Origin of the sequence: Dactylosporangium sp. NPDC049525 (assembly GCF_040676755.1) — a bacterium.
Classification (GTDB): domain Bacteria; phylum Actinomycetota; class Actinomycetes; order Mycobacteriales; family Micromonosporaceae; genus Dactylosporangium.
In genome coordinates, this window is sequence record NZ_JBFAPO010000026.1 from 110,939 (window position 1) to 136,857 (window position 25,919).

General features: G+C 72.1%; 22 protein-coding genes and 1 pseudogene. 5 read left to right on the forward strand and 18 right to left on the reverse strand.

Annotated features, from left to right (window positions below):
- Positions 1-4: 4 nt before the first annotated feature.
- Positions 5-1,033 (reverse strand): UDP-glucose 4-epimerase GalE, encoded by a 1,029-nt coding sequence (gene galE / locus AB0K00_RS31840; RefSeq protein WP_363527789.1) that lies wholly within the window; start codon positions 1,031-1,033, stop codon positions 5-7.
- Between the two features lie 266 nt (positions 1,034-1,299).
- On the opposite strand from galE, the gene AB0K00_RS31845 reads away from it, so the two are divergent.
- A complete protein-coding gene (locus tag AB0K00_RS31845; protein ID WP_363527792.1) occupies positions 1,300-2,883 on the forward strand; it encodes a GGDEF domain-containing protein in 1,584 nt (527 codons plus the stop codon).
- A gap of 213 nt (positions 2,884-3,096) precedes the next feature.
- On the opposite strand, the gene hemB is transcribed toward AB0K00_RS31845, so the two are convergent.
- Genes hemB through AB0K00_RS31870 form a run of 5 tightly spaced genes read right to left on the reverse strand, consistent with a single transcriptional unit; the run spans position 3,097 to position 8,653 of the window.
- Entirely contained in the window at positions 3,097-4,077 is a 981-nt protein-coding gene (gene hemB / locus AB0K00_RS31850) for a porphobilinogen synthase (RefSeq protein WP_363527795.1), read from the reverse strand.
- 32 nt (positions 4,078-4,109) lie between these two features.
- The gene (locus tag AB0K00_RS31855) at positions 4,110-5,693 is read right to left on the reverse strand and encodes a uroporphyrinogen-III synthase (protein WP_363527798.1); all 1,584 of its coding nucleotides are present in this window, start codon (positions 5,691-5,693) and stop codon (positions 4,110-4,112) included.
- On the reverse strand, positions 5,677-6,606 hold the full coding sequence (gene hemC / locus AB0K00_RS31860; RefSeq protein WP_363527801.1) for a hydroxymethylbilane synthase: 930 nt from the start codon (positions 6,604-6,606) through the stop codon (positions 5,677-5,679). The genes AB0K00_RS31855 and hemC overlap by 17 nt, the downstream gene beginning before the upstream one ends.
- Entirely contained in the window at positions 6,603-7,910 is a 1,308-nt protein-coding gene (locus AB0K00_RS31865; protein ID WP_363527804.1) for a glutamyl-tRNA reductase, read from the reverse strand. The genes hemC and AB0K00_RS31865 overlap by 4 nt, the downstream gene beginning before the upstream one ends.
- Positions 7,907-8,653 carry a redox-sensing transcriptional repressor Rex gene (locus AB0K00_RS31870; RefSeq protein WP_327006510.1) on the reverse strand — a complete coding sequence of 249 codons (747 nt, stop codon included), beginning with the start codon at positions 8,651-8,653 and terminating at the stop codon, positions 7,907-7,909. Before AB0K00_RS31870 ends, AB0K00_RS31865 begins: the two co-directional genes overlap by 4 nt.
- A gap of 403 nt (positions 8,654-9,056) precedes the next feature.
- Between AB0K00_RS31870 and AB0K00_RS31875 the strand changes: the two genes are divergently transcribed.
- Positions 9,057-10,349 carry a sensor domain-containing protein gene (locus tag AB0K00_RS31875; RefSeq protein ID WP_363527807.1) on the forward strand — a complete coding sequence of 431 codons (1,293 nt, stop codon included), beginning with the start codon at positions 9,057-9,059 and terminating at the stop codon, positions 10,347-10,349.
- Positions 10,350-10,364: 15 nt separating this feature from the next.
- On the opposite strand, the gene AB0K00_RS31880 is transcribed toward AB0K00_RS31875, so the two are convergent.
- Genes AB0K00_RS31880 through AB0K00_RS31895 form a run of 4 tightly spaced genes read right to left on the reverse strand, consistent with a single transcriptional unit; the run spans position 10,365 to position 13,392 of the window.
- Positions 10,365-11,009, reverse strand: coding sequence for a response regulator transcription factor (locus AB0K00_RS31880; RefSeq protein ID WP_363527810.1), 645 nt, complete (start codon positions 11,007-11,009; stop codon positions 10,365-10,367).
- Between the two features lie 3 nt (positions 11,010-11,012).
- Positions 11,013-11,654, reverse strand: a complete 642-nt coding sequence (locus AB0K00_RS31885) for an HAD hydrolase-like protein (RefSeq protein WP_363527813.1) — start codon at positions 11,652-11,654, stop codon at positions 11,013-11,015.
- Positions 11,651-11,896, reverse strand: a complete 246-nt coding sequence (locus tag AB0K00_RS31890; protein WP_327006513.1) for a glutaredoxin family protein — start codon at positions 11,894-11,896, stop codon at positions 11,651-11,653. Before AB0K00_RS31890 ends, AB0K00_RS31885 begins: the two co-directional genes overlap by 4 nt.
- Positions 11,893-13,392: an AMP-binding protein gene (locus AB0K00_RS31895; protein WP_363527817.1), complete on the reverse strand. Its 1,500-nt coding sequence runs from the start codon at positions 13,390-13,392 to the stop codon at positions 11,893-11,895. The genes AB0K00_RS31890 and AB0K00_RS31895 overlap by 4 nt, the downstream gene beginning before the upstream one ends.
- Before the next feature lie 522 nt (positions 13,393-13,914).
- On the opposite strand from AB0K00_RS31895, the gene AB0K00_RS31900 reads away from it, so the two are divergent.
- The 3 genes and pseudogenes from AB0K00_RS31900 to AB0K00_RS31910 all read left to right on the forward strand — a co-directional run bounded on the left by AB0K00_RS31900 (position 13,915) and on the right by AB0K00_RS31910 (position 17,046).
- The gene (locus tag AB0K00_RS31900; protein ID WP_363527870.1) at positions 13,915-14,769 is read left to right on the forward strand and encodes a sigma-70 family RNA polymerase sigma factor; all 855 of its coding nucleotides are present in this window, start codon (positions 13,915-13,917) and stop codon (positions 14,767-14,769) included.
- 169 nt (positions 14,770-14,938) lie between these two features.
- Positions 14,939-15,802: pseudogene (locus AB0K00_RS31905) on the forward strand (DUF5667 domain-containing protein); the annotation flags it as partial.
- A gap of 338 nt (positions 15,803-16,140) precedes the next feature.
- The gene (locus AB0K00_RS31910; RefSeq protein WP_363527820.1) at positions 16,141-17,046 is read left to right on the forward strand and encodes an HAD-IB family hydrolase; all 906 of its coding nucleotides are present in this window, start codon (positions 16,141-16,143) and stop codon (positions 17,044-17,046) included.
- Positions 17,047-17,692: 646 nt separating this feature from the next.
- Here AB0K00_RS31910 and AB0K00_RS31915 read toward each other — a convergent pair.
- The 8 genes from AB0K00_RS31915 to AB0K00_RS31950 all read right to left on the reverse strand — a co-directional run bounded on the left by AB0K00_RS31915 (position 17,693) and on the right by AB0K00_RS31950 (position 25,866).
- Positions 17,693-18,553, reverse strand: a complete 861-nt coding sequence (locus tag AB0K00_RS31915) for a lysophospholipid acyltransferase family protein (protein ID WP_363527823.1) — start codon at positions 18,551-18,553, stop codon at positions 17,693-17,695.
- Positions 18,550-19,605 carry an NAD-dependent epimerase/dehydratase family protein gene (locus AB0K00_RS31920; protein WP_363527826.1) on the reverse strand — a complete coding sequence of 352 codons (1,056 nt, stop codon included), beginning with the start codon at positions 19,603-19,605 and terminating at the stop codon, positions 18,550-18,552. The genes AB0K00_RS31915 and AB0K00_RS31920 overlap by 4 nt, the downstream gene beginning before the upstream one ends.
- Before the next feature lie 155 nt (positions 19,606-19,760).
- A complete protein-coding gene (locus AB0K00_RS31925; protein ID WP_007465623.1) occupies positions 19,761-19,862 on the reverse strand; it encodes an AURKAIP1/COX24 domain-containing protein in 102 nt (33 codons plus the stop codon).
- A 132-nt stretch (positions 19,863-19,994) separates the two neighbouring features.
- The gene (locus tag AB0K00_RS31930; RefSeq protein WP_033363444.1) at positions 19,995-20,210 is read right to left on the reverse strand and encodes a helix-turn-helix domain-containing protein; all 216 of its coding nucleotides are present in this window, start codon (positions 20,208-20,210) and stop codon (positions 19,995-19,997) included.
- A gap of 160 nt (positions 20,211-20,370) precedes the next feature.
- Positions 20,371-21,555 (reverse strand): ABC transporter permease, encoded by a 1,185-nt coding sequence (locus AB0K00_RS31935; protein WP_363527829.1) that lies wholly within the window; start codon positions 21,553-21,555, stop codon positions 20,371-20,373.
- Positions 21,552-22,232: an ABC transporter ATP-binding protein gene (locus AB0K00_RS31940; RefSeq protein ID WP_363527832.1), complete on the reverse strand. Its 681-nt coding sequence runs from the start codon at positions 22,230-22,232 to the stop codon at positions 21,552-21,554. Before AB0K00_RS31940 ends, AB0K00_RS31935 begins: the two co-directional genes overlap by 4 nt.
- Positions 22,229-23,665, reverse strand: coding sequence for an HlyD family efflux transporter periplasmic adaptor subunit (locus AB0K00_RS31945; protein ID WP_363527835.1), 1,437 nt, complete (start codon positions 23,663-23,665; stop codon positions 22,229-22,231). The genes AB0K00_RS31940 and AB0K00_RS31945 overlap by 4 nt, the downstream gene beginning before the upstream one ends.
- Positions 23,614-25,866 carry a hypothetical protein gene (locus tag AB0K00_RS31950; protein WP_363527838.1) on the reverse strand — a complete coding sequence of 751 codons (2,253 nt, stop codon included), beginning with the start codon at positions 25,864-25,866 and terminating at the stop codon, positions 23,614-23,616. Before AB0K00_RS31950 ends, AB0K00_RS31945 begins: the two co-directional genes overlap by 52 nt.
- Positions 25,867-25,919 lie beyond the last annotated feature (53 nt).

The following is a 25,919-nucleotide window of genomic DNA, read 5'->3' on the forward strand; positions in this document are numbered from 1 at the left end:
GGGCTTAGCGTTGGGTGTTTTTGAGCTTGTTCCTGGATTTCTGTCCGGTGTGCAGTGCGGTTGCCGTGGCGGCGCCGGTCGTGCCGTGGTCTGCGGCGGCGCTGCGGACGATGTCGTCGAGGTCGTAGCGGGCCTGCCAGCCGAGCAGGTGCCGGATGCGGGCCGGCGAGGCGACCACCTCGGCCGGGTCGCCGGCCCGGCGGGGTGCCGCCGAGTAGGGCAGCGGGTGTCCGAGCGCGGCGGCGACGGCGTCGATCATCTGCAGCACCGAGGCGCCCTCGCCGCGGCCGATGTTGAGCACCTCGTCGTGGATCTCGCCGTGGTGCAGCGCCAGCGCCGCGCGGACGTGCGCGTCGGCGATGTCGGCGACGTGGACGTAGTCACGGACCGCGGTGCCGTCCGCCGTCGGGTAGTCGGTGCCGTAGACCGTCGCGGGCCGGCCCGCGGCGGCCGCCTGCAGCAGCCGTGGCACGAGGTTGGTGCCGCCGTGGTCGCGCAGGTGCGGCGCGCCGGCGCCGGCGACGTTGAAGTAGCGCAGCGCGCACCAGCGGAACCCGGCGCTGGCGGCCGCGTCGCGCAGCATCCACTCGCCGATCAGCTTGGTCCGGCCGTACGCGTTCTCCGGCGTCGTGATGTCCAGCTCACCGACCGGGGAGCGCGGCGGGGTGCCGTACACCGCGGCGCTCGAGGAGAACAGCACCGAAGGAGTGCCGCTGGTGGCGACGGCGTCCAGGACGGACCGCAGCCCGTCGAGGTTCTCCTCGTAGTAGCGCAGCGGATGGGCCGTCGACTCGGCGACGTCCTTGCGGGCGGCCAGGTGGATGACGCCGTCGAAGCGGTGCCGGCGGAACAGCTCGCCCAGCACGACGCCGTCGCGCACGTCGGCGCGGACCAGCGGCACGCCGGCCGGCAGGCGCTCGGCGTGGCCGGTCGACAGGTCGTCGATGACGACCGATTCGATGCCGGACCCGCCGAGGGCGGTGACGACGTGCGCGCCGATGTACCCGGCGCCTCCAGTGACAAGCCATCTCACGGTGGGGGCAACGAGGGTCTATCACTACGAATCGGGCAACTGTCGTGTTCCTGACAGAACGAACACCCGAAAGTCCTACGGAAGTCCCCCCACGGGTCCCGTAACCCAGTGTGGCCGACGACCCCACCTGCACGTTTACAAACACGCCCAAAATGCCCGAAATGTACGTCGTGCGGTGAGTGAGGCGCGTCGCAACGCTCATCCGCGCCCACCCGCTGCCGACATCACTTGCGGGACGACAAACAACGACCGGACGGGGGAGACACATGCCTGACGCGCAACCACGGCACGCGCCGGACCCCCGGCTGCCGATCCCGGTGTGGCCGTTCGGGCCGTTCCAGGCGCTGACCCTGCAGGTGCACGAACTGACCGTGCACGGCCGCAACTCCGAGGCGCTCGACCTCGCCGACCGGCTCGAACACGTCGTCGAACTGCTCGGCGACACCCGATCCGTCGGCATGATCCGCCAGGGCCGCCTGTACGCGCTGATCAGCCTCGGCCGGCTGCACGAAGCCCTCGAGGAGGGCGAGCGCCTCCTGCAGATGCACCGCACCAGCGGCGCCCGCACCGGCGAGGCGAAGACCCTCGCCGACACCGCCGAGATCCTGATCAAGCTGGGGCTCCTCGACGAGGGCCTGCACCGCCTCGCGGCGGCGCTGCGGCTGCTGGAGACCATTCCGCGCGGCAACGTCCGGTACATCTCGGCGATGTCGTCGGTCAGCGAGGCCGCGCGCGCCGCCGAGCTGTACGAGCTCGCCGACGAGGTGTCCGCGTTCGCGGTCGAGTCCTTCACCCCGGGCACCGACCAGCGCGCCGCCGCCGAGCTCCAGCGCGCCGAACTCCTCCTCGAATGGGGCCTGCGACTCGAGCACGTCGGCCTGACCGAAGAGGCGAACGTGCGCTTCGCCAGGAGCGTCAACCTCGTCCGCTACTGGGTGCAGAACCACTTCCACGACGCGCCGCTGGCCACCGTCCTGTACGCCCTCGGCCTCGTGAAGATCGGCGCCGTCGAGGAGGCCCTCGTCCTCGCCGGCTCGCTGGTCGTGCCGCTGCGCGACAACGGCCACGAGCACGAGGCCCGCCTCGCCCACCTGGCCTACGGCATCGCCCTGCGCTGCTCCGGCCGGCTCCGTGAGGCCCGGCGCGAGTTCCTCGCCGCCGACGAGCTCGCCCCGCTGAGCCCGCAGCGGCTGATCTTCCAGTACGAACTGGCGCTGCTCGCCGCCGCCGAACAGCCCGGCGACTCCACGGGCGCGCTGCTCACCGCGGTGCGCGCGCACGCCCGGCACCTGTGGCGGCTGCGCCTGGAGCGCCGCTCGATGCTGCACCAGGCCCGGCGCCGCGTCGACCTCGAGGCCGCCAGGGCCAGCGCCGACCGCGACGCCGCGCAGGACGCCCTGACCGGCCTCGGCAACCGCCGCCAGTTCGACCGGCAGCTCGACCAGATCGGCGACGCAGCCGGCTCGGCCGTGCTGCTCCTCGTCGACATCGACCGGTTCAAGGGCATCAACGACCACTTCTCGCACATCGTCGGCGACCGGGTCCTGCGCGAGATCGCCGCGGTCCTGCGCGCCCACTGCCGCCCCGAGGACGTGGCCGTGCGCCTCGGCGGCGACGAGTTCGCCCTGTTCCTGCGGACCGACCTGCCGGCCGCCGCCCGCATCGGCGAACGCATCCGCGACGTCGTCACCGGCCGCGACTGGAACCAGGTCGCGTTCGGCCTGCGCGTGACGCTGAGCATCGGCGTCGCGGCGCTCCACGACGGCATGGACGGCCGGGAACTCTACGACATGGCCGACCGCAACCTGTACGTCGCCAAACGCGGCGGCCGCGACCGCGTCGCCGCCTGACCCGCCACGCCACCCGCGCGAAACGTCGGGTGCTCGCGCGACATTCGTCCGTGTCTACCGCAGTCGATGGCTACCAGTCCGCGGACGCCATCGGAAGCCACGTGTCCGAGCCGGTGACGGCGCGCTGCTTCCACGCACCTTACAGCACCCATCCAAATCACGCCAAGATCGCGTTACCGGATCGTCGCCCAGCGTCATCGACCCCTTGGTCGATTACTGGCGCAGCAGGCGGGCGGCGTCCACGGCCCAGTAGGTCAGGATCAGCTGGGCGCCGGCGCGCCGGATCGAGGTCAGCGTCTCGAGCACGACCCGGTCCCGGTCCAGCCAGCCGTTCGCCACCGCCGCCTCGACCATCGCGTACTCGCCGGAGACCTGGTAGGCGGCGACCGGCACGTCGACCGACTCGGCGACCTTGGTGAGCACGTCCAGGTACGGCAGCGCCGGCTTCACCATGACCATGTCGGCGCCTTCGGCGACGTCGAGGGCGACCTCGCGCAGCGCCTCGCGGATGTTGCCCGGGTCCTGCTGGTAGCTCTTGCGGTCCCCGACGAGCGCGGACTCGACCGCTTCGCGGAACGGGCCGTAGAAGGCGCTGGCGTACTTGACCGCGTAGGCCAGCAGCGCCACGTCGGTGAAGCCGGCCTCGTCCAAGGCCCGGCGCACGACGCCGACCTGGCCGTCCATCATGCCGGAGGGGCCGAGGACGTGCGCGCCGGCGGTGGCCTGGGCGACGGCCAGCTCGGCGTACGCGGCGAGGGTCGCGTCGTTGTCGACGGTGCCGTCCGGGGCGAGGACGCCGCAGTGCCCGTGCGAGGTGAACTCGTCGAGGCAGAGGTCGCTCATGATGACGGTGGCGTCGCCGACCTCGGCGACGACGTCGCGGATGGCGACGTTGAGGATGCCGTCGGGGTCGGCGCCGGCGGAGCCGGTCTCGTCACGCGTGGCGGGGACGCCGAAGAGCATGATCCCGCCGACCCCCGCGTGGGCCGCCTCGGCGGCGGCCTTACGCAGGGATTCGCGGGAGTGCTGGACGACGCCGGGCAGCGACGAGATCGGCCGCGGCTCGGCGAGTCCCTCTTTGACGAACATGGGCAGGATGAGGTTCGACGGCTCGACGTGTGTTTCGGCGACGAGCCGTCGCATCGCTGGGGTGCGACGCAGCCGGCGAGGGCGGACGGTCGGGAAACCAGCCATGGCAGAACCCCCTACGGAGACGTGAACCAGATCTAGCGGAACCGCAGCGCGGTCGGGCCCTGGACCTTGGAGCCGCGGCGCTGCTTCGCGGGCATCGCGGCGAGCTTCTCGCGGAGTTCGACGGCGTAGCCGGCGAGCGCTTCGACCAGGTCCGAGACGGACGCGTGCGGTGGTTGGACGTCGACGCGGAGGCCGAACTCGACCGCGGTGTCGGCGGTCTTGGGGCCGATGACGGCGACGACGGTGCGGGCGTGCGGCTTGCCGGCGATGCCGACGAGGTTGCGCACGGTGGAGGACGAGGTGAACAGGACCGCGTCGAAGCCACCGGACTTGATAGCGTCGCGGATGTCGGCCGGCGGCGGGGCGGCGCGGACGGTCCGGTACGCGGTGACGTCGTCGACCTCCCAGCCCAGTTCGGTGAGGCCGGCGGCGAGCGTCTCGGTGGCGATGTCCGCGCGGGGCAGCAGCACCCGGCCGACGGGGTCGAGGATCTCGTCGTGCGGGGAGAACTCGGCGAGCAGGCCCTCGGAGGACTGTTCGCCGGCGGGCACCAGCTCGGGGACGATGCCGAAGCCGCGGACGGCCTCCGCGGTCGCCTCGCCGATGCAGGCGACCTTGACGCCGCCGAAGTGGCGGGCGTCGAGGCCGTGCTCGGCGAACTTCTCCCAGACGGCGCGCACGGCGTTGACCGAGGTGAAGACGGTCCAGGCGTAGCGGCCGTCGACGAGCCCCTTGATCGCGCGTTCCATCTGCGCGGGGGTACGGGGCGGCTCGACCGCGATCGTCGGCACCTCGCACGGGATGGCCCCGTAGGCGCGCAGCCGCTCGCTCATCGCGCCGGCCTGCTCCTTGGTGCGGGGGACGAGGACCTTCCACCCGTACAGGGGCCGGTTCTCCCACCAGCCGAGCTTCTCGCGCTGGCTGACGCCGGCGCCGAGGCAGAGCACGACGCGCCCGGCGAAGCCGAGGGCGGCGGCGACCATGCTGTCGACGGTGGTGGCGGAGCTGTACTGGGTCTCGCCGGTGCCGTCGCCGGTGACGGAGACGGGGGTGGTGGCGTCGACGCCCGCGGCGAGGAGCCCGTCGCGGACGGCGGCGAGGTCGCCGGCGTCGACGGCGAGGGCGGAAGAGCCCCGGCTGATCGCGGCGGCGATCGACTCGAAGTCGACGGACTGGACGTCGTCGACGTCCGCCGTGACGCGGACCCCGGGAAGGGGTACGCCGGCGTACGTGGCGACGCCCGCGGCCTGGCCGATGCCGGGCACGACCTCGAACGGGACGGCGGTGCGGGCGACGGCCTGCACTTCCTTGAGGACGGTGTCGTGGGCGAGCGGGTCGCCGCCGACGAGGTGGATGGCGCGCAGGCCGGATCGGGCCGCGGACAGCAGCACCTTGGCGACGTCGCCGGGCGCTCCCTCGGCCGGGGAGAACTGCGCCTCGGGGTCGGCGTCGGCGCGGATCACGCTGAGCAGCGGCTCGGGGACGTTGCGGTCATAGACGATGTGGTCGGCGGACACCAGCGCCTCATAGGCGCGACGCGTCAGCAGGCCTGGATCGCCGGGGCCGGCCCCGACGAAGGCGATCCGGCCGGTGCTGCCCTTACGGGTGCGGGTCATGCTGCACTCCCAGTGCGTTGTCGGCGCCTTCTTCGCGTAGGTCGCGGGCCAAGGCACGGCCCACCTCCGCGGCGTCGGCGAGCGTTCCGGTGCGTGACAGCCGGAGGGCGAACCCGCCGTCCGGGCTGAAGACCGCACCGCGCAGATAGATCTCCGGGCCGTCGTCGCCTTCTGCGACCTCGGCCAGTGCCGCGATCGGGGCGGAACAGCCCGCCTCGAGCTCGGCCAACAGCGCCCGCTCGGCGGTGACCGCCGCGCGGGTGTATTCGTCGTCGAGCGCGGCGAGAAGCTCGCGCAGCTCGGCATCGTCTTCTCGGCACTCGACCGCGAGTGCGCCCTGCGCGGGGGCGGGCAGCATCAGCAGCGGGTCGAGGACCTCCGTGGCTTCGCCGCCGCGGCCGAGGCGGGCCATGCCGGCGTGGGCGAGGACAATCGCGTCGAACTCGCCTTCGGCGAGCTTGCGCAGGCGGGTGTCGACGTTGCCGCGCAGCGGCAGCGGTTCGAACCGGCGGCCGAGGGCGTTGAGCTGGGCGATGCGGCGCAGCGCGCCGGTGCCGATGCGTGCGCCGACGGGCAGTTCGTTGAGGTTGAGGCCGCCGCGGGCGACGAGGGCGTCGCGCGGGTCCTGGCGGAGCGGGATGGCCGCGATGACGAGGCCGTCCGCGGGCGCCGTGGGCAGGTCCTTGTACGAGTGGACCGCGAAGTCGATCTCCTTGGCGAGGAGCGCGTCGCGCAGCGCGGACACGAAGACACCGACGCCGAGCGTCTGGATCGGCGCGCTGGAGCGGTCGCCGGGCGTCACGATCTCGACGAGGTCGACGTCGCGGCCGGTGAGGTCGCGGACGGCCTGGGCGACGGTGCCGGACTGCGCCATGGCGAGGGCGCTGCCTCGGGTGCCAAGTCTCAACGTCACGGGTGTACCTCGCCTGCGGCGGCCGGGTCGATGTCGGAGGTGGGGATCTGCAGGTCGAACAGCTCGCGGAGCGCCTGAGCGTATGCCTCGCCACCGGGTTCGGCGGCCAGTTGCCGGACCCGGACGGTCGGCTGGTGCAGCAGGCGCTGGACGATGCGGTGGATGCTGTGGGCCACCTCGGCGCGGTGCCCGTCGGTGAGTTCGGGGCAGCGCTGGGCGAGGCGGCCGAGCTCGGCTTCGACGACCTCGTCGGCGCGGGCGCGCAGGGCGGCGACGGTGGGTGCGACGTCGGCGCCGCGCAGCCAGGTGAGGAACGCCTCGACCTCGCCGGCGACGATGTCCTCCGCGGCGCGCTGCTCGGCGTCGGCGGTGGTCGACAGGGACTCCGACAGCAGTTCGATGTCGACGAGGGTGACGCCGGGCAGGTCGCCGACGCCGGGTGCGACGTCGCGCGGGATGGCGAGGTCCAGCACCAGCAGCGAGCCGCGATCGCCGGTGAGCGCGCTGCCGACGAGGGCGGCGTCGAGGACGGGCCCGGGTGACGCGGTGGCGCTGACGACGACGTCGACCTGTTCGAGGACGGTCGGGAGCGTCGCGTACGGCACTGCGGTGGCGCCGTGCAGCTCGGCGAGGCGCTCGGCGCGCTCGGCGCTGCGGTTGGTGACATACAGCGGGTGCGCGCCGGACCGGCGCAGCGTAGCGAGCGACAGCGCACCCATGGCGCCGGCGCCGATGACGAGCGCGGGCCGGCCCTCGACGGGCCCGGTGGCGCCCTGCCCGTAGGCGAGGGCGGCGCTGACGACGCTCTGCCCGGCGCGGTCGATCTCGGTTTCGGCGTGGACCCGCTTGCCGACCCGCAGCGCCTGCTGGAGCAGCTCGTGCAGGACCCGCCCGGCGCTGCCTTGCTCGGCGGCGGTGCCGTAGGCGTCGCGCAGCTGGCCGAGGATCTGGGCCTCGCCGACGACCATGGAGTCGAGGCCGGCGGCGACGCGGAAGGCGTGCCGGACGGCGTCGACCTCGTAGTGGACGTAGAGCTGGCTGGCGAGCTCGCCGACGCTGGTGCCGGAGCGGGCGGCGAGCACGCCGCCGATGTCGGCGAGCGCGCCGTGGAAGGCGGTGACGGCGGCGTAGATCTCGACCCGGTTGCAGGTCGACAGGATGACGGCCTCGTCGATGTAGGGCTGGGCGACGAGGTCGGCGAGGACCGCGGGCAGCTGGTCGCCGGGGACGGTGACGCGTTCGAGCAGGGGCACACCGGCGGTCCGGTGCGACACTCCGACGATCAGCAGGTTGGAACCGCTCACGTGGCCACCGCCTCCCCGCCGAGCCGGTTGGCCATGCCGACCCGCCCGGGTTTCTGCACCGCGGCCGGCAGCGCGGTGAGCGCTGACTTGCGGTGCTCGTGGAAGGACAGGATTTGCAGTTCGATGGCCAGATCGACCTTACGCACGTCGACGCCGTCGGGGACGTTCAAGACACATGGTGCAAAGTTCAGGACACTGGTGACGCCGGCCTCGACGAGGCGGTCCGCGACGTGCTGTGCGGCGTGCGCGGGGGTGGCGATCACGGCGATGGAGATGGACTCCTGCTCGACGACTTCGGGCAGGTCGTCGATGTGGCGCACGACCAGTCCGTTGATGTGTTCGCCGACGCGGCCGTGGTCGGCGTCGAAGAGCGCGGCGATGCGGAAGCCGCGGGTGCCGAAGCCGGCGTATCCGGCCAGGGCGTGACCGAGATTACCCACGCCGACGAGGGCGACGGCCCTGCGGTGGGTGAGGCCGAGGACCTGCTCGATCTGGTCGATGAGCAAGGTCACGTCGTAGCCGACGCCCCTGGTGCCGGTGCGGCCGAGGTGGGAGAGGTCCTTGCGGAGCTTGGCGGAGTTGACGCCGGCGGCCGCTGCGAGGCCCTCCGAGGAGACCGTGTCGTGCCCGTCCTCAGCGAGGTGGTGCAGGGCGCGCAGGTATTCCGGAAGCCTGGCGACGGTCGCCTCCGGAAGGTCCGGAAAGTCCGGCCCGTCGGTGGGGCCGGTGCGCTGCTGGCTCATGAGTCTCCGTGACGACGACGGTATGCGAGGCCGCTCGCGATGGCTGTGACCGCCTGTGCTAGCGGGGTTCGTCGTTGCAACAGAGTAGGCGCTTGTGAAGCCGTGCACAAATCGCGATCTTGAAGCGCCGACGCCAACCATGCAGAGGTCAGCGCCCGCCCGTGCGGCCCACGTACGCGTGGAATGCCCCCGCGGCACCTGCGTGCCCCTTTCCCCGGACCAGGCCGGCAGCGGGCGGGCGCTCGATTGAGTATCACTACAGAATCGGGCATAACGCCGCCGACACGCTGGACTTGTTTTCCCATCCGTAGCCAGCCTACACGTGCCGGTAGGGTTGGCCCTACCACTGAGTGGCCAGGCGGCGGGATGGGATGAAAGAGGCGTCATGCATAGCGTCGATGACATGACAACGACCATCACCCCTCGTCACCGTGGCATCTTCCGTCAGCTCGGCGTCGACACGCAGTACGTGCTGCTCGGCTTCCCTCTCGGCATCGTCACCCTGGCGCTGTTCCTCATCGGTTTCAGCGTCGGGCTGGGCCTGCTCGTGATCGTGCTCGGCTTCCCTATCCTGGTCGGCACGCTCTTCCAGGCCCGCGGTTTCGCCACCGTCGAACGCGCCCGGATCGGACCGGTCCTGCGGACCCGGCTACCACATCCGTACTACAAGAAACCTGACCCGGACGACGGCTTCTGGCGCAAGATGCTGGTGCCGCTCAGCGACGGGCAGTCGTGGCTGGACCTGCTGCACGGGATCCTGCGTTTCATCCCGAGCACGATCGCCTTCGCGTTCGTCGTCACCTGGTGGGCCGGCGCCCTCGGCGGGGTCACCACCATTCTATGGGACTGGTCGATCCCCCGCCCGCCGGACAACAAGGACCTCAACGAGCTCATCGGCCTCGGCAGCGGCGACAACGTGCGGGTCCTGCTGTACACGGGCATCGGCATCATCTTCGCGCTGACCCTCCTGCCGGTCGTGCGGGGCGCGGCGCAGCTGGAGGCGCAGTTCGCCCGGGCGCTGCTCAACGGGGTCAACGAGTTGCGGGAGCAGGTCGCGGAGGCCGAGGCCGGCCGGGACGCCGCCCGGGCCCAGCGGGAGGCCGCCGTGTCCGCCGAGGCGACCGCGCTGCGCCGGCTCGAACGCGACATCCACGACGGCCCGCAGCAGCGCCTGGTGCGTCTCGCGATGGACCTCGGCCGGGCCGACCTGCAGTTCGAGTCCGACCCCCAGGCGGCGCGGGCGACGGTCGCCGAGGCCCTTGCCCAGACCCGGGAGACCCTCGACGAGCTGCGGGCGCTGTCGCGGGGCATCGCGCCGCCGATCCTGGTCGACCGCGGGCTGCGGGCCGCGCTGACCGCGCTCGCCGGCCGGTCGCCGGTGCCCGTGGACCTGGAGCTGCCGGAGATCGACGACCGGCTCGCGGAGAGCCTGGAGACCACGACCTACTTCGTCGTCGCGGAGGCGCTGACGAACGTGGCGAAGCACGCCGAGGCCGAGGAGTGCCGCGTGCAGCTGCAGCGCTCCGCCTACGGGCTGCTGGTCACCGTCGAGGACGACGGGGTCGGCGGGGCCAGCTTCGCCAAGGGCCACGGCCTGACCGGCCTTGCGGACCGGGTCAAGGCCGCCGGCGGTGAGATGACCGTCACCAGCCCCGCCGGCGGCGGCACCCGCCTCACCGCGATCCTGCCCACCTGAGCCGTCCCTAATGCCCTAGCTCTGCAGGTACGTCAGCACCGCCAGGACCCGGCGGTGCTGTTCGTCGTCCGGGGGCAGGTCGAGCTTCGTGAAGATGTTCTTGACGTGCTTCTCCACCGCGCCGTCGGTGACCACCAGCTTGCGGGCGATCGCCGTGTTCGACCGGCCCTCGGCCATCAGGCCCAGCACCTCCCGCTCCCGCGGGGTGAGGCTGCGCAGCGGGTCGTCGCGGCGGCGGCGGACCAGCAGCTGCCCGACGACCTCCGGGTCCAGGACGGTCGCGCCGGTCGCGACGCGCTGCATCCCGTCGAGGAAGTCGGCGACGTCCGACACGCGGTCCTTGAGCAGGTAGCCGACGGCCCCGGCACGGTCGGCGAGCAGGTCGTCGGCGTAGGACACCTCGACGTACTGCGACAGGACCAGGATCGGGGTGCCGGGCACCCTGCGGCGCGCCTCGACGGCGGCGCGCAGGCCCTCGTCGGTGTGTGACGGCGGCATCCGCACGTCGACGATCGCGACGTCGGGCCGGTGCTCGACGACCGCCTCGACCAGGCTCGGGCCGTCACCGACGGCCGCGACGACCTCGTGACCGCTCTCGGTGAGCAGCCGCACCAGACCTTCCCGCAGCAGCACCGCGTCGTCCGCGACGACCACGCGCATGGCCTAGGCCGCCATCTCGACGGCTTCGAGCAGCGAGTACGCCACCGGCAGGCCGGTCGCCTCGAGCAGCGCGACGTCGGTGAAGCCGCCGGCATACAGGACGCAGCTCGCGCCGAGGGTCGTCGCGGCCTCGCCGTCGTCGACGGAGTCGCCGACGAGGACGACGTCGGCCGGGTCGAGCCCCAGCGCCTGCAGGTGCCGGTCGAGGTAGGCGGCCTTGCGGTGCCCGCCGACGGTGCCGGGCAGGCCGTCGACGCGGACCAGGTGGACGCCGAGGCCGTGCCGTTCGACCTCGATGAGCAGCTCGTCGTGGAAGAACATCGACAGCAGCGACTGGGTGCCGGTCCAGCGGCCCATCGCCTCGAGGGCGTCGGGGGTGAGTTTCACGTCGGCCATGCCCAGCCGGTACGCGTCGTGGAACGCGTCGTCGAGCAGCTGGAACTCGACCTCGTCGACCGGGCGCGCCAGCACGTGGGCGTAGTAGTCGAGGATCGGCCGGCGGAAGTCGCGGCGGTGGTCCTCGGCGGTGATCACCGGACCGCCGACGATGGCCAGGCAGACGTTGGTGGCGTCGACGACGAGCTTGAGGTCGTCGAGGAGGGTCCCGTTCCAGTCCCAGACGAGGTGCTTGGCGAGGTGATTCACGGGGCTGAGGATAGCCGCATGTCGCGCAGGAGCCTGTCCTCCTCGACCCGCCAGTAGCCGTGCTCCTTGCCGTCGAGCAGGACGACGGGGATGCGGAAGCCGTACTCCTCCTCCAAAGCGTCGTCGCCGGTGATGTCGATCTCGGTCCAGCCCTCGCCGGTGGCGGCCGCAACCCGCTCGATCGCCTCCTTCGCCACGTCGCACAGGTGGCAGCCGGGCCGGGTGTACAGGGTGAGTCTCATCGCAGTGCCGCCTTGCGGATCTTGCCGGTCGCGGAGTGTGGCAGCTCGTCGACGAACTCGACCGCGGTCGGGCACTTGAACCGGGCCAGGTTGCGTTCGCAGTGCGCGATCAGCTCCTCGGCGGTGACCTGTGACCCGGGCCGCCGCACGACGACGACCTTGACGGTCTGGCCGGTGTACGGGTGGGGTACCCCGAGCGCGGCGGCCTCCACGACGGCGGGGTGCGCGGCAAGGACGAGCTCGATCTCGTGCGGATACACGTTGAACCCGGAGACCAGGATCAGCTCGCCGAGCCGGTCGACGATGAACAGGTCACCGTCCTCGTCGGCGTAGGCGACGTCGCCGGTCGCCCACCAGCCGTCGGCGTCGGGCGCGCCCTCGCCGCTGGGCCAGTAGCCGTCGAAGAGGTTCCGGCCGCGCACGACGATCTCGCCAGGGTCGGTGCGGACCTCGTCGTCCTCGTCGAGCAGGACCTCCTCGCCACCGGCGTCGATGAGCTTCAGCTCGACCCCGGGAATCGCCCGGCCGATGGAGCCGGACTTCACCGTCGCACTGGCCAGCGTGCTGGTCACGACCGGGGCGGCCTCCGTCAGCCCGTACCCCTGATGCACCGGCTGACCGGTCGCCTCGACGAACCGGCGCTCGGCCGCGGCATCCAGCGGTGACGCACCGCAGACGGCGAGGCGCACCCCGGCCCATGCTTCGGTGAGCCGCTCACCCATCAGCGACCAGGCGATGAACATCGGCGGGACGCCGACCACGCCGGTGACGCCGTGCCGTTCGATGACCTCGAGGGAGTCCGCCGGGTCGAACCGCTCGACGAGCACGCCGCAGGCGCCGTGGTAGGCCACCGCGCCGAGGCCGCTGTTGAGCCCGTAGGCGTGGAAGAGCGGCACGGCGAGCAGCAGCACGTCGTCGGGGGCGACCGGCGGCGGGTCGAGCTCGGCGAGCTGCCCGTGGTTGGCGAGCAGGGCCCGGTGCGACAGCATCGCGCCCTTCGGGGCGCCGGCGGTGCCCGACGTGTAGAGCAGCACGGCCAGGCCGGCGCCGCCGGCGAGGGCCGGGCCGGCCTTGTCCTGGAAGAGCTCTTGCAGGTTGCCGCCGAGGGTGTACTGGCGGGACGGCCCGCCGGCGCCGACGGCGCTGACGACGGACTGGGTGCCGACGAGGACCGCGGCGCCGGAGTCGGCGAAGACGTGAGCGAGCTCACGGGCGGTGTAGGCCGGGTTGATGGGGACCGCGACGAGGCCGGCGCGCAGCACCCCGAAGAACACGGCGGCGAACTCCGGCACGTTCGGCAGCGCGACCGCGACCCGGGCGGCGCCGTGCTCGTCGGCGGGCAGGCCGAGCGCCGCGAGGTTGGCGGCGACCGCATCGACCTGCTGGTCGAGCTCGGACCAGGTGATCACGGTGGCATGTGATCGCAGGGCCGGTCGGGTGCCACGGGCGGAGGCGGCGCGCCGGACCAGCTCGGCGAAGTTGGTGACGTCCTGCACGATCGATCAGTCTGCCACGCCGCGGGTGGGTTGCCGTCAACCGAGAGATCACCCGTCACCAATCACCCTGGGGGCACCCGGTGTTGTGCCAGGGTGCTTACGCGTCCGACACGCCGACTGAGTAAAGGTCCACTCGATCGTGTGGGTTCGGTGTGTCGCGGCCAAGTAAGTCCGGCGTGTGTACGTCCCGTTTGCCCAAGTATTCGGCGTGTTGCACGGCGTGTCGTGAGCAAGTGACGGACAGCATGTGCGCCGGGGCGTCCCCGATCTGTGGGAAGAATTGTGCCCTCACGCCAAAGACTGCCCACATGCGGGTGACGCCGGACCTATCATCACCCAAGTCAGCTCACCCCATTTGTTGCGAGTTGACACCCCTCACCCCGAGGAGGCCGAAGTGCCCGTGATCGCGCCGAATAGGCCGTGTGGTCTGGATTGCGACGCATGACCGCGATCCAGCACGTGTTCGACGCCGAGCACGCACTCGCCGATGGGCTGTACATGTTGCGAGACTCGATGCGCGACATGTTCAGCACCGTCATTCGCGGTGAAGGCGGCAGCGTCCCACGCACACGGGGACGTCCACACACCAACGAGGCACCCGCCCGTCAAGGCTCCGGCCAAGGCGCCGGCACAAACGTCAGACCGAACGCGGGCGCCAACGGCAAGCCCTCGCCCGGCGCCGGCCTCATCGAGGACGACACCGTCCCGATCTCGAAGGCCACCGTGGCGGGCACCCTGACGGAGCCGCTGGTCGACACCGGGCCACCCGCCCCGCAGGAGCCGGCGAAACCGGCCCGGCCGGACCGCGGCGACCCCGCGTCGGAGGTGTGGGCGCTCATCGAACGCGCCCAGGCCGGCGACGGCGCGGCCTTCGGGCTGCTGTACGACCGCTACTTCGACACCGTCTTCCGGTTCGTGTACTTCCGCGTCGGCAACCGGCAGCTCGCCGAGGACCTGACCGCGGACACGTTCCTGCGGGCGTTGAAGCGCATCGGCAGCTTCACCTGGCAGGGCCGCGACCTCGGCGCCTGGCTCGTGACGATCGCCCGGAACCTGGTCGCCGACCACTTCAAGTCCGGCCGGTACCGGCTCGAGGTCACCACCGGTGACGTGCTGGACGCCGACCGGCCCGATCGGGGGCCGGAGGGCAGCCCCGAGGCCGCGGTCATCGACCACATCACGAACGTCGACCTGCTCAAGGCGGTCAAGCAGCTCAACCCGGAGCAGCAGGAGTGCATCGTGCTGCGCTTCCTGCACGGCTTCTCCGTCGCCGAGACCGCCCACGCCATGAGCAAGAACGAGGGCGCGATCAAGGCGTTGCAGTACCGCGCGGTCAGGGCCCTCGCGCGGCTGCTCCCCGACGGATTCCAGCCGTGACCGCTGTCACCTTCAGTTACAGTGCCTCCTCCAGCGCCGTAACCAGCCTCCGCTCTGCACCGTTGGTCCGGGTGCGACCGTCGGCTTGGCGCACGGCGGACGCGGTGGCACACCATCCCGCTACCCTGCCGCGCCTGAGCAACGCGATCAGCGAAGGGGGGTGCCTCAGGTGATCGGCTCCGTCTTCCACCGTCGTCGGGCTGAGCGTTTCGCTCAGCTCATGGACGAGGCAGCAGGAGCCCGCAGGCACCGCATGAGGTCCACGCTCGACGACTCCCTGACCGGACTGGTCTCAGTCAGCCAACGGCTGACCGACCTCCCGGTCAAGGTGGAGACGCAGCAGGAGTTCAAGGACGGACTGCGGGCCATGCTCCTGGCCACAGCAGAACGAGAAGGCATCGGAATCACCGCCAAGGACCCGGAACCCGAGGTGACCCGCAGGGGATTGCGCTCGCTGCGCCGCCCCGCGGGCAGCCGGCCCGCGGTCAGCCGCAGGACCCGCACCCGCGGCGCGATCGTCGTCGGCCTCGCCGCCGGCACCCTCGCACTGTCGGGCATGTCCGCGGCGAGCGGCGACGCCATCCCAGGCGACGCCCTCTACACGGTGAAACGGTCCACGGAGAAGGCCCAGCTGGCACTCGCCGGCTCGGACATCAGCCGCGGCCAGCTGTACCTGGAGTTCGCACGGACCCGGCTCGACGAGGCACAGGCGGTGAAGGACCCGACGGGTCTGACCGCGGTCCTCGACGACATGGACAGCGAGACGCTCGAAGGCGTGCGCCTGCTGACCGCGACCGCCGTCGGCCGGAAAGACTCCGCCGCCCTGGATGCCATCGACGCGTTCACCGGCACCCAGCGTGCCGGCGCCGAGAAGCTCCGTAACGGGGTCAACGGCGACGCCAGGGCACGGGCCGCCAAGTCCGTGACCCTGCTCGACGAGATCGACCGGCGTTCCAAGGCGATCCGCCCGCTGATCAAATGTGGTTCCGCCGCGGTCTCCGCCGCCGACCAGCTCGGACCGGTGCCCAACAGCACCGCGTGCAAGCCGGCCGGGCAGAAGACCTCGGGCTCCAACACCCAGCAGCCGGGCAACACCCAGCAGCAGAACAATCCGGGCCAGACCGGCGCCCCCGCCGGCCAGCGCGCGGTCCCCAGCGGCTCGGCCGGCACCAGCACCGGTTCTGCGACCGAGTCCGCACCGGCGGAGCCCGCCACCAGCGGCCCCGCACCTTCCCCCACGAAGGACCAAGGTCTGCTCGGCTGGCTGTTCGACTGAGTACGACGTCATGCGAAGGGCCCGGTGTCTGACACCGGGCCTTTCTCGTTGTTCATGCCGGTACGGTTGGTCGAACGCAGAGGGGGTTACCGCGCATGCCGATCCGTCCTTCGACCGCCGCGCTCGCCTTACGGCGCCGCCGGCAGTCCGGCCGTATCGTGACGTCCACGACAGGTTGGGCCGTCGCCGAGGTCGAAGCCGCCCTCGAAGTCCCCGCCGACCCGGCCGCCGCCGCCTTCTTCGACGTCGACAACACGATGATGCAGGGCGCTTCGATCTACTACTTCGCCCGCGGCCTCGCGAAACGCAAATACTTCACCAGCGGCGACCTGGTCCGTTTCGCCTACCAGCAGGCCCGTTTCCGGCTCCTCGCCTCCGAACACGCCGGCACCGTCGCAGGCGCCAAGTCCACGGCGCTCGCGTTCATCGCCGGCTGGCGGGTCGAGGACATGGAGCGGCTCTGCGAGGAGATCTTCGACGAGCTGATGGCCGACCGGATCTGGTCCGGCACCCGCGCCCTCGCCCAGCTCCACCTCGACGCCGGCCAGCGGGTCTGGCTCGTCACCGCGGCCCCGGTCGAGCTCGGCCGCATCATCGCCCAGCGGCTCAACCTGACCGGCGCCATCGGCACCGTCGCCGAGATCTGCGACGGCGTCTACACCGGCCGTCTCGTCGGTGGCCTCATGCACGGCCCCGAGAAGGCCGCAGCCATCACCGCCCTCGCCGAGGTGGAGCGGCTGGACCTGCAGCGGTGCGCCGCCTACAGCGACTCGGTCAACGACACCCCGATGCTGTCCACCGTCGGCTACGCCGTCGCCGTCAACCCCGACCCGGCGCTGCGCCGCGAGGCCCGCAAACGGGGCTGGGAGATCCGCGACTTCCGCACCGGCCGCAAGGCTGCCAAGATCGCGGTGCCGGCCGCTCTCGCGACTGGGGTGCTCGTGGGCGGCGTCGCCACCGCCGCTGCCATCCGCCGCCGGCGACGTCCCCCGCTCGCGTAGCCCGGCGGCGTCCCCCGCTCGCGTAGCCCGGCGGCGTCCCCCGGTCGCGTGGCCCGGCTGCATTCCGCGCTTGCGTGGTTCGGTCGCGTGGCCCGGCGGCGTCCCCGCTCGCCTGGCCTGCCTGGCCCTGCGGCGTTCCGCGCTCGCCTGCCCGCTCGCCTGCCCGGCGTCGTCCCGCTCGCGTGACCCGGCGGCATTCCGCGCTCGCGTGGCCTGGTCACATAGCCCGGCGGCGTGCCCCGCTGGCGTCGCGGCGTGCCCCGCTGGCGTCCCCCGGTCGCGTTGCCCCAGTCGCGTGACCCGGTGGCGTTCTGCGCTTGCGTGGCCCGCTGACGCCCCCCGCTTGCGTGGCCCCGGTCGCGTGGCCCGGCGTCGTCCCCCGCTCGCCTGGCCCGGCGGCATTCCGCGCTCGCCTTACCCGCTCGCCTTACCCGCCTCGCTTCGCGGCGTCGCGTAGCCCTGCGGCATCGCATAGCCCTACACGTCGGTCGTGCCGGCCGCGCGTTTCACCATCACGGTACACACACCTGAGAAATTGATCTCCAATGTTGCTACCGTGCAACCACGTTCCGTATTCTACGCCGCCTCCGACGCCCGGCCGAGGCTCGGGGAAGAGCGCCGACCCCCACGAGCCGGACAGAGGCGTTCAGCTGGAGAAGGCGTCGGGGCGGCGGTCGAGGAGCTTGTACAGCGTCTGCTGGATCGTCTCGCGGACCTGGTCGGCGAGGTTGAACACGACCATCGGGTCGTCCGCGGAGTCGATGAAGTCCACCGTCGGGATCGGCTCGCCGAACTCGATGAGCCACTTGCTCGGCAGCGGGACCATGCCCAGCGGGCCGAGCCACGGGAACGTCGGCGTGACCGGGAAGTACGGGGCGCCCAGCAGGCGGGCCAGCGGCCGCAGGTTGCCGATCAGCGGGTAGATCTCCTCCGCGCCGACGATGGAGACCGGGACGATCGGCGTGCCGGTGCGCACCGCGGCGGAGACGAAGCCGCCCCGGCCGAAGCGTTGCAGCTTGTACCGCTCGGCGAACGGCTTGCCGATGCCCTTGAAGCCCTCGGGGAAGACGCCGACGAGCTCGCCCTCGCCGAGGAGGCGTTCCGCGTCGGGGTTGCAGGCGAGGGTGGCGCCGGACTTGCGGGCCATCTCGGACAGCACGGGGAGGCGGAAGACCAGGTCGGCGCCGAGCAGGCGCAGGTGGCGGCGGGCGGCGGTCTCGTCGTGGACCGCGACGGACAGCATGAGGGCGTCGAGGGCGACGGTGCCGGAGTGGTTCGCGACGACGAGGGCCGGGCCTTCTTTCGGCAGGTGCTCGACGCCGAAGACCTCGGTGCGGAACCACTGGTTGTACAGGGGGCGCAGCAGCGGCAGGAACACGCCGTCGGTCAGGTGGCGGTCGAAGCCGAAGCCGTCGACCTCGTAGTCGCCGGTGAGACGTTCGCGGAGGAAGGCGAGCGCGCCGGCGACCCGGTCGTCCCACTGGTCAGGGAGACCAGGGTCAGTCATTTGCCAGCCTCCAACGCGGCGCGCGCCGCACGGGTCCGTCGGAAGCCTTCGAGCAGGGTTTGCTCGATGGCTCGGATGCGGTCGGCCGGCAGCGCCTCGCGGGACCGGCGGCTGCGGACGAACTCGTCGAAGGCTTCCGCGGTGGTCCGGGGGGTGAAGCCGAACTCCCGGATGAGTCTGGTCGTGTCGACGACCCGGCCGTGCACGAACAGGTCGAGCTGGTCCAGGGACACGGTGCCGCGGCCGAGGCCGGCGACGATGCCGAGGCCGGGCTCGATGACCGGCATGGTGATCCGGCCGGCCCGCCGGACGGCCTGCGACAGCGTGAGGGTGCCGCCGCCGGCGACGTTGAACGTGCCGGGGTGCGACTCGACCACGGAGCGGTGCAGGACTTCGAACGCGTCGTCGACGTGCAGGAACTGCAGGCGGGGATCCCGGCCGAAGACGGTCGGGACGACGGGCGCGGCGAAGTACCTGGTCAGGCTGGTGTCGACGGTCGAGCCGATGAACGGCGCGAAGCGCAGCACGGTGGCACCGACGTCGGGGCGCCGGCGGCGGAAGCCGCGGACGTAGCCCTCGATGTCCAGGACGTCCTTGGCGAAGCCGCCGCGTGGGATCTCCCGCGGCTCGGTGTCCTCGGTGAAGATCGCCGGGTCGCGGAAGGACGCGCCGTAGGCCGCGGTGGAGGAGCGGATCACCAGCTTGCTCAGCCGGGCCGCCTGCTGGCAGGCGGCGAGCAGCTGCATGGTGCCGATGACGTTGAGCTCTTTCATCGCGGCGCGACCGCCGTGCTGGTCGGCCGCGGTGGTCACGGCGAGGTGCGCCACCGCCTCGACCCGGGCGTCGACCAGCACCCGCAACACCCCAGGGGTGCGCAGGTCGATCTGGTGCACGTCGACGTCCTTGAGGACCGCGGCGAGTTCACCTGACGGTGCGGTGCTGTCGATGCCGACGACCCGCTCGATCCGGGGATCGGCGGCGAGCCGGGCGGCCAGGTGCGCGCCCAGATAGCGGCCCACCCCTGTCACCAGGACAACTTGTGGCGTGCTCACGGCGTCACCTCCGCTGCGCTCCGGTGCCGCCCTGAGCCGGTCCTGCACTCATGGTGGGCAGCCTCGGCTGCGCTCCGGCCCGCCCACGCGACTTCTCTAGACACGAAACCCCTAGAAGCGAGTGCGCGCGAGCCGGGCGGACCGCCGGCGCGCTGCTACTTGCCGAGACGACGACGCTGGACGCGGGTCTTGCGCAGCAGCTTGCGGTGCTTCTTCTTGGCCATACGCTTGCGGCGCTTCTTGACCACCGAGCCCATACGGGTATCTCCTCGATACAGCGGAACGCGTGCCATCGCTGGCACGCCGAAGACATGGTTAGCGGCTCCAGCGTAGCCGCATCCCCACGTGATCGGAAAAGCGGGCTCACCGGTGTGGCGCGAGACGTGTGGTTACGCCGTCTCGCGGAACGCTTCGCGCAGGTATGCGTCGACCGCGTGCTCCGGCACCCGGAACGACCGGCCGACCCGGACGGCGGTGAGATCTCCGGCGTGAACCAGGCGGTAGACGGTCATCTTGGACACTCGCATCAAGGTTGCCACCTCGGCGACCGTGAGAAACCTGACCTCGCCCAACCGGCCTTCGGTGGTGTGTGGCGTGCTAGACATCGCGACCTCCGACCAGCGTGCTCGCCAAGCTGATGAATCAGCGTGTTATCAGTACGGTAACGGTACTGCTGTGACTTGCGCCTTGGCTTCGTCGGATTCTTTGCTTTCAAGGTCAAGTGATGCCCACCCAGGCCGGGAGCCACGTGGGACCGCCTGGGGGCTACTCGGTGCGCAGCGCGACGACGGGGTCCAGGCGCCCGGCCCGCTGGGCGGGCACGACGCCGAAGATGATGCCGACGGCGGCGGACACGCCGAAGGCGAGGGCCAGGGACCACCACGTGATCGCGGCCGGCACCGGCGACAGCGCGGCGACGAGCAGGGCGGCGCCGATGCCGAGACCCATCCCGATGAACCCGCCGAGGGTGGTGAGCAGCACCGCCTCGAGCAGGAACTGCACGCCGATGTCGCGGGGCCTGGCGCCGACCGCCTTGCGCAGCCCGATCTCCTTCGTCCGCTCCCGCACGGAGACGAGCATGATGTTGGAGACGCCGACCCCGCCGACGAGCAGGGAGATGCCGGCGATCGCGGCGAGGACCCCGGTGAGCACGCCGAGGATATCGCCGAGGACGCCGAGGATCTGTTCCTGGGTGACGGCGCTGAACTCGGTGCCCGGGTGGCGGCGGCCGAGTTCGGCGATGATGCGGGCGCTGAGGTCGTCGATCTCCTCGCGGTTCGGGGCCTTGATCGCGATCCCGTCGACGCGGTTGGTACCCAGGAGCCGGTGCGCGCTGGTGATCGGGATGTGGACCTCGTTGTCGCGGTCGACCCCGAGGCTCTGCCCGAGCTGGGAGAACACGCCGATCACCCGGAAGCGGACGCCGGCGATGGTGACCTGCTGGCCGACGGCGTCGCGATCGCCGAAGAGGGTCTTCGCGACGCTCCAGCCGAGGACCGCGACGCGGCGCTGGGTGTCGACGTCGCTGCGGCTCAGGTACGTGCCGCGGGCCAGGCTGCGCACGAACACCTGCGGGGTGGTCTCGATGACGCCGTTGATCGTGGCGAACGTGTCGACGTTGCCGGCGGCGACGGTCTCGCCCGACGCGACGCTGACGGCGACCCGGTTGCGGTCCCCCACGATCTTCGCCACGGCGTCGACGTCGGAGAGGTCCATCCGCGACACGGACGGTGCCGAGCCGAGGCTCACCTGGCCGGGCAGGACGATGAGCAGGTTCGAGCCGAGCCCCTCGACCTGCCGTTCGATCTGCTGTTTGGTACCGGTACCGATGGCGACGAGGACGACCACAGCGGCCACGCCGATGATCACGCCCAGCATGGTCAGGGTCGAGCGCAGCCGGTTCGCGCGCAGGGCGTCGATGGCGACCCGCCACGCCTCCGCAAATCTCACGAGTCCCCCACGACGAGGCCGTCGCGCATGACGATCTTGCGGTGGGCGCGGTCGGCGACCTCGGTGTCATGGGTGACGACGACGAGCGCGACGCCCTGCTCCTGGTTGAGGGTCTCCAGCAGGGCCAGGACCGCCTGCCCGTTCTTCGAGTCGAGGTTGCCGGTCGGCTCGTCGGCGAGCAGCACCTGCGGGTCCGTGACCAGGGCCCGGGCGATCGCGACCCGCTGCTGCTCGCCGCCGGACAGCTGGTTGGGCCGGTGGTCGAGGCGGTGGCCGAGCCCGACCCGCTCCAGCATCGCGACCGCGCGCCGGCGCCGTTCCCCGGCCCGCATCCCCCGGTAGACCAGCGGCAGCGCGACGTTGTCCACGGCGGTGGTGCGGGCGAGGAGGTGGAAGGACTGGAAGACGAACCCGATCGTCTCGTTGCGCAGCTTCGCCAAGGCCTGCGGGTCGAGGCCGGCCACGTCCCGGCCGCCGATGCGCAGGCTGCCCGCCGTCGGCCGGTCCAGCCCGCCGAGCAGGTGCATCAGCGTCGACTTGCCGGACCCGGACGGGCCGATGATCGCCACGTAGTCGCCGGCGTCGACGGTGAAGCTGACCCCGCGCAGCGCCGGGACGGTGACCCCGTCCAGCGCGTACTCCCGGGTCACGTCCTGCGCGACGAGGGCCGCCGTCATCTGGGCAGGTCCATGCCCTGCTTGACCTTGTCGGTGCCGCGGACCACGACCCGGTCGCCGTCGGCGACGCCGCTGAGGACCTCGACCCGGTCCTGGCCGGACACGCCGACGCTGATCGGGGCCTGGATCGCCTTGCCGTCGCGGACCAGCCACACGACGTCCTTGCCGCCGACGTTGAACACCGCCGCCGCGGGCACCGTCACCGCGCCGCGGATCTGGCGGACCTGCAGGTGCGCGACCGCGTTCATGCCGGGGCGGGGCGCCGGGGCGGGGCGGCCGTCGGCGAAGGTGCCCTTGCTCAGGGTGAGCCGCGACCGGTACGAGACGCCGCCGCGCGCCGACGTGGTCGGCAGCACGTCCGCGGACGTGACGGTCGCCTCGTAGGTGGCGCCGGGTGCCGCGTCGAGCTCGACCCTGGCGACGACCCCCGGCTCGACGAGCAGCACGTCGGTCTCGTCGATCTCGGCCATCAGCCCCAGCTGCGACACGTCGACGACGGTGAGGATCGCGGTGCCGGCGGTCACCTGCCCGCCGACGGGGACGGCCGGGTCGACGCCCGGCCCGGCGCCGGCGCCGGTGCCTCCTGCGGCGGCGGGTGCCTGGCCGCCGGTCGCGGCGCCGAGCAGGTCCGTGATCGACGGCGCCGACGCCGCTGACGTGCCGCCGAGCTGGACGACACCGGCGACGGGCGCCCGCAGCGTCAGCGCGTCGACGGTCGACTTCGCCAGGTCGTAGGCGGCCTGTGCCTGGCTGCGCTGCGCCGCGGTCAGCGCCGCCATGGCCTTCGTGACGCTGGCCAGGCCGCGCTGGACCGCGGTGATCACCGCCCGGGCGGACGCGGCCGCCTCCTGGTAGGACTTCTCCGCGAAGTCGATCTGCGCGAGGAGCCCGGCCCGGACCCCGGCGTCCGCGATCACCTGGGCGGCCTTGCGCGCCTCGCCGAACGCCTTCGCGGCGGCGTCGTCGGTCTTCTTCTGCGTCGCCGACAGGTTCTTGACCCCGCCGCCCCCGCCGCCGGCGCCCTTCAGCGCGTCCAGGGCGTCCTCGGCGCCGCGCAGCCGCTGCTGCGCGGACGGGGAGTCCACGACGGCGAGGAGCTGCCCGGCCTGGACCGTGTCGCCGGGGCGCACCGCGAGGGAGGCGAGGGTGCCGTCCGCGGCCGCGGTCAGGGTCGCCGCGGCCCGCGCGGTGACGGTGGCCGGGGCATCGACGACCTCGACGACGTCGCCGCGGCCTGCGGTGCCGACCCCGATGTCGTCCTGCTCGTCGGTGCAGGACGCGCCGGTGAGCGAGAAGACGGTGAGGACGGCCACGAAAAGCTGAACACGCGGGGGGACGCGATTCACGTCCGCAAGTCTGCCACGCCGATCACGGACGCCGATCAGACGTGGTTGCGCACGTACTTCACGCAGTCGGTGGCGACGTCGTCCCATGACACGCCATAGACCTTCGTCGCGGCGTCCTCCAGCGCGTCGCCTTCCCTGGCGGCCCGGTTGAAGAACTCGAGCATCTTCTCCTCGCCGAAGCGCTCCGCCATGCGGTTGACCGCCATGAACGCCACGCCGTACCGGCCGCTGACGTCGGCGGAGCTGGTGCCCTCCGGCGGGTCGTCCATCGCGATCTCGTTCTTCCAGCGGCCGCTCTGCACGTACTTGCGGACCGAGGCGACGTCGTCGAAGCGGCCGTTGAGGCCCTGCACCCGTACGTACTCGGCGATGCCCTCGACCAGCCACCACGTCTGGTCGTAGGCGCGGGCCACCTTGGCGAGGGTCACCACGTGCGTGAACTCGTGCCGCAGCACGTCCAGGGTCTCCTTGACGTCGACCCGGTTCGCGTTGAGCACGATCTCGGTGGCGTCCGCGGTCAGGGGCAGCGCGAAGCCGGCGACCCAGCTCTCCTGCTTGATGCCGTACCAGGTGGACCACTCCTCGGGCCCGGCCAGGTAGACGACGTACCGTGACGGCGCCGGGCTCCACTTCGAGTAGCGGTCGGACAGTTCCGCGGCCTTCTCCGCCGCGCTGAGCATCGTGTTCAGGCGCGAGGCGTATTTCGGGGTGGTCGCCATGACGACCCGCTTGCCGACCGCGACGCGCAGCTCGCTGCGCTCCCAGGGGCGCGGGCCGAGGTCCTCGGCGACCCCGAACTCCAGCAGTTTGACCCCGTCGGCGGTGACGTTCCACTTCGTCTTCGTCTCGAGGTTCATCGGGTCGCAGGTGGTCACGACGTAGCAGTACTTGACGTAGACGATCACGTCGGCGGTGTTGTCGCCGCCGACCTTGACGGCGTCCAGGACGGTCGGCTCCCACACCTTGACCTGCAGCTGGCGCAGCGAGTTGAAGCGCCTGGTGAGATCCTCGCGCAGGGTGCCGGCGGATGGGTCGACGTTGGCGACGAACCCGGCGGCGTCGCCGTTGAGCAGCGCCGCGCCCTGGTCGGTGAGGGCCTGCTTGACCTTGCCGTCGACGGACGGCGGGGCGGAGGTCTTCGGGCTGCCGCTCGCGCCGGGTTTGCTGTTGGCCTGGCCGGAGTTCTTGCCGGCCGGGTCGACGCCCTGGGCGGAGCCGCTGGCGGTCCGCTCCCGCCGCACGGACTCGAACGCGATCGCCGCCGGTGGCGTGATCAGCACCAGCGCGAGCGCGACCAGCAGGGCCACGCGCAGGCCGGTGATCCGGGAGCGGCGCGGTGGTGGCGGCGGAAAGGGCGGGTAGCCGAACTGCCCGGGATAAGGCTGTGGCGGATAGGGCTGGCCGGGGTACGGCGGCTGCTGGCCGGCCTGCGGCTGGTAGCCGGCCTGCGGTGCGTACATCTGCGGGCCGGACTGCGACGGCACGCCGAGGTGCGGCCCGGCCGGGAACTGGCCGGTCGGGAACTGCCCGGTTTGGGCGGGCCCGCCCGGCTGCGGCACGACCGGGAACTGCCCGGTCGGGGTCGGCCCGGCCGGGAACTGGCCGGCCGGGGCCGGCCCGCTCTGATGCGGCATGGGCGGGAACTGGCCGGTCGGCGCCTGTCCGGTCCGCTGCGGCACGGGCGGGAACTGGCCCGTCGGGGCGTGCGGGCGCAGGGGCTGGGGGCGCGGGGAGTCCGGCGGCACGAAGCCGGTCGGGTCGGCCGGCTCGCCCGGCATCGGCTGGCGCGGCGACGGCGGCAGGCTCTCGGCGGACGCCCGGGGCTGGATGACCGGGTGCTGGCCGGTGTTGCCCAGCCGCGGCGGGAACGGCCCGACCGGCGGCCACGGCGCGACCGGCTGCGGCGACGTCAGCGGCTGCTGCGACGCGACCGGCTGCGGTGGCGCGACCGGCTGCGGCGATGCCGGCGGGCGCGGCGACGGCAGCGGCTTCGGTGGCGCGGGCCGGTCCACGGACAGCGGCACCGGCGTCGGCAGCGGGGCCTGCGACGGCAGCGGGGCAACGGCCGGCAGCGGCTCGTGCACGGCGATCGGGTCGGGGACCTGTGGCGGCGCCTGCGGCACCGGCACCGGGATCACCGGTGGTGCAGCGGGCGCCGCCACAGGCTCGACCATCGACTCGGCGGCCGGGCGCTGGCGGGGCAGCGGCGCGCGGGCCGGCGCCACAGGGTCCGGCGCGGTGTCCGGTCCCGATTGGCGGGTCGCGTCAGACTCATCCCCCTGCATCACTGCCGGAACGTACGCGACCCGGTCAAGGTGGCGCGTCGCCCGTACGGACGAGA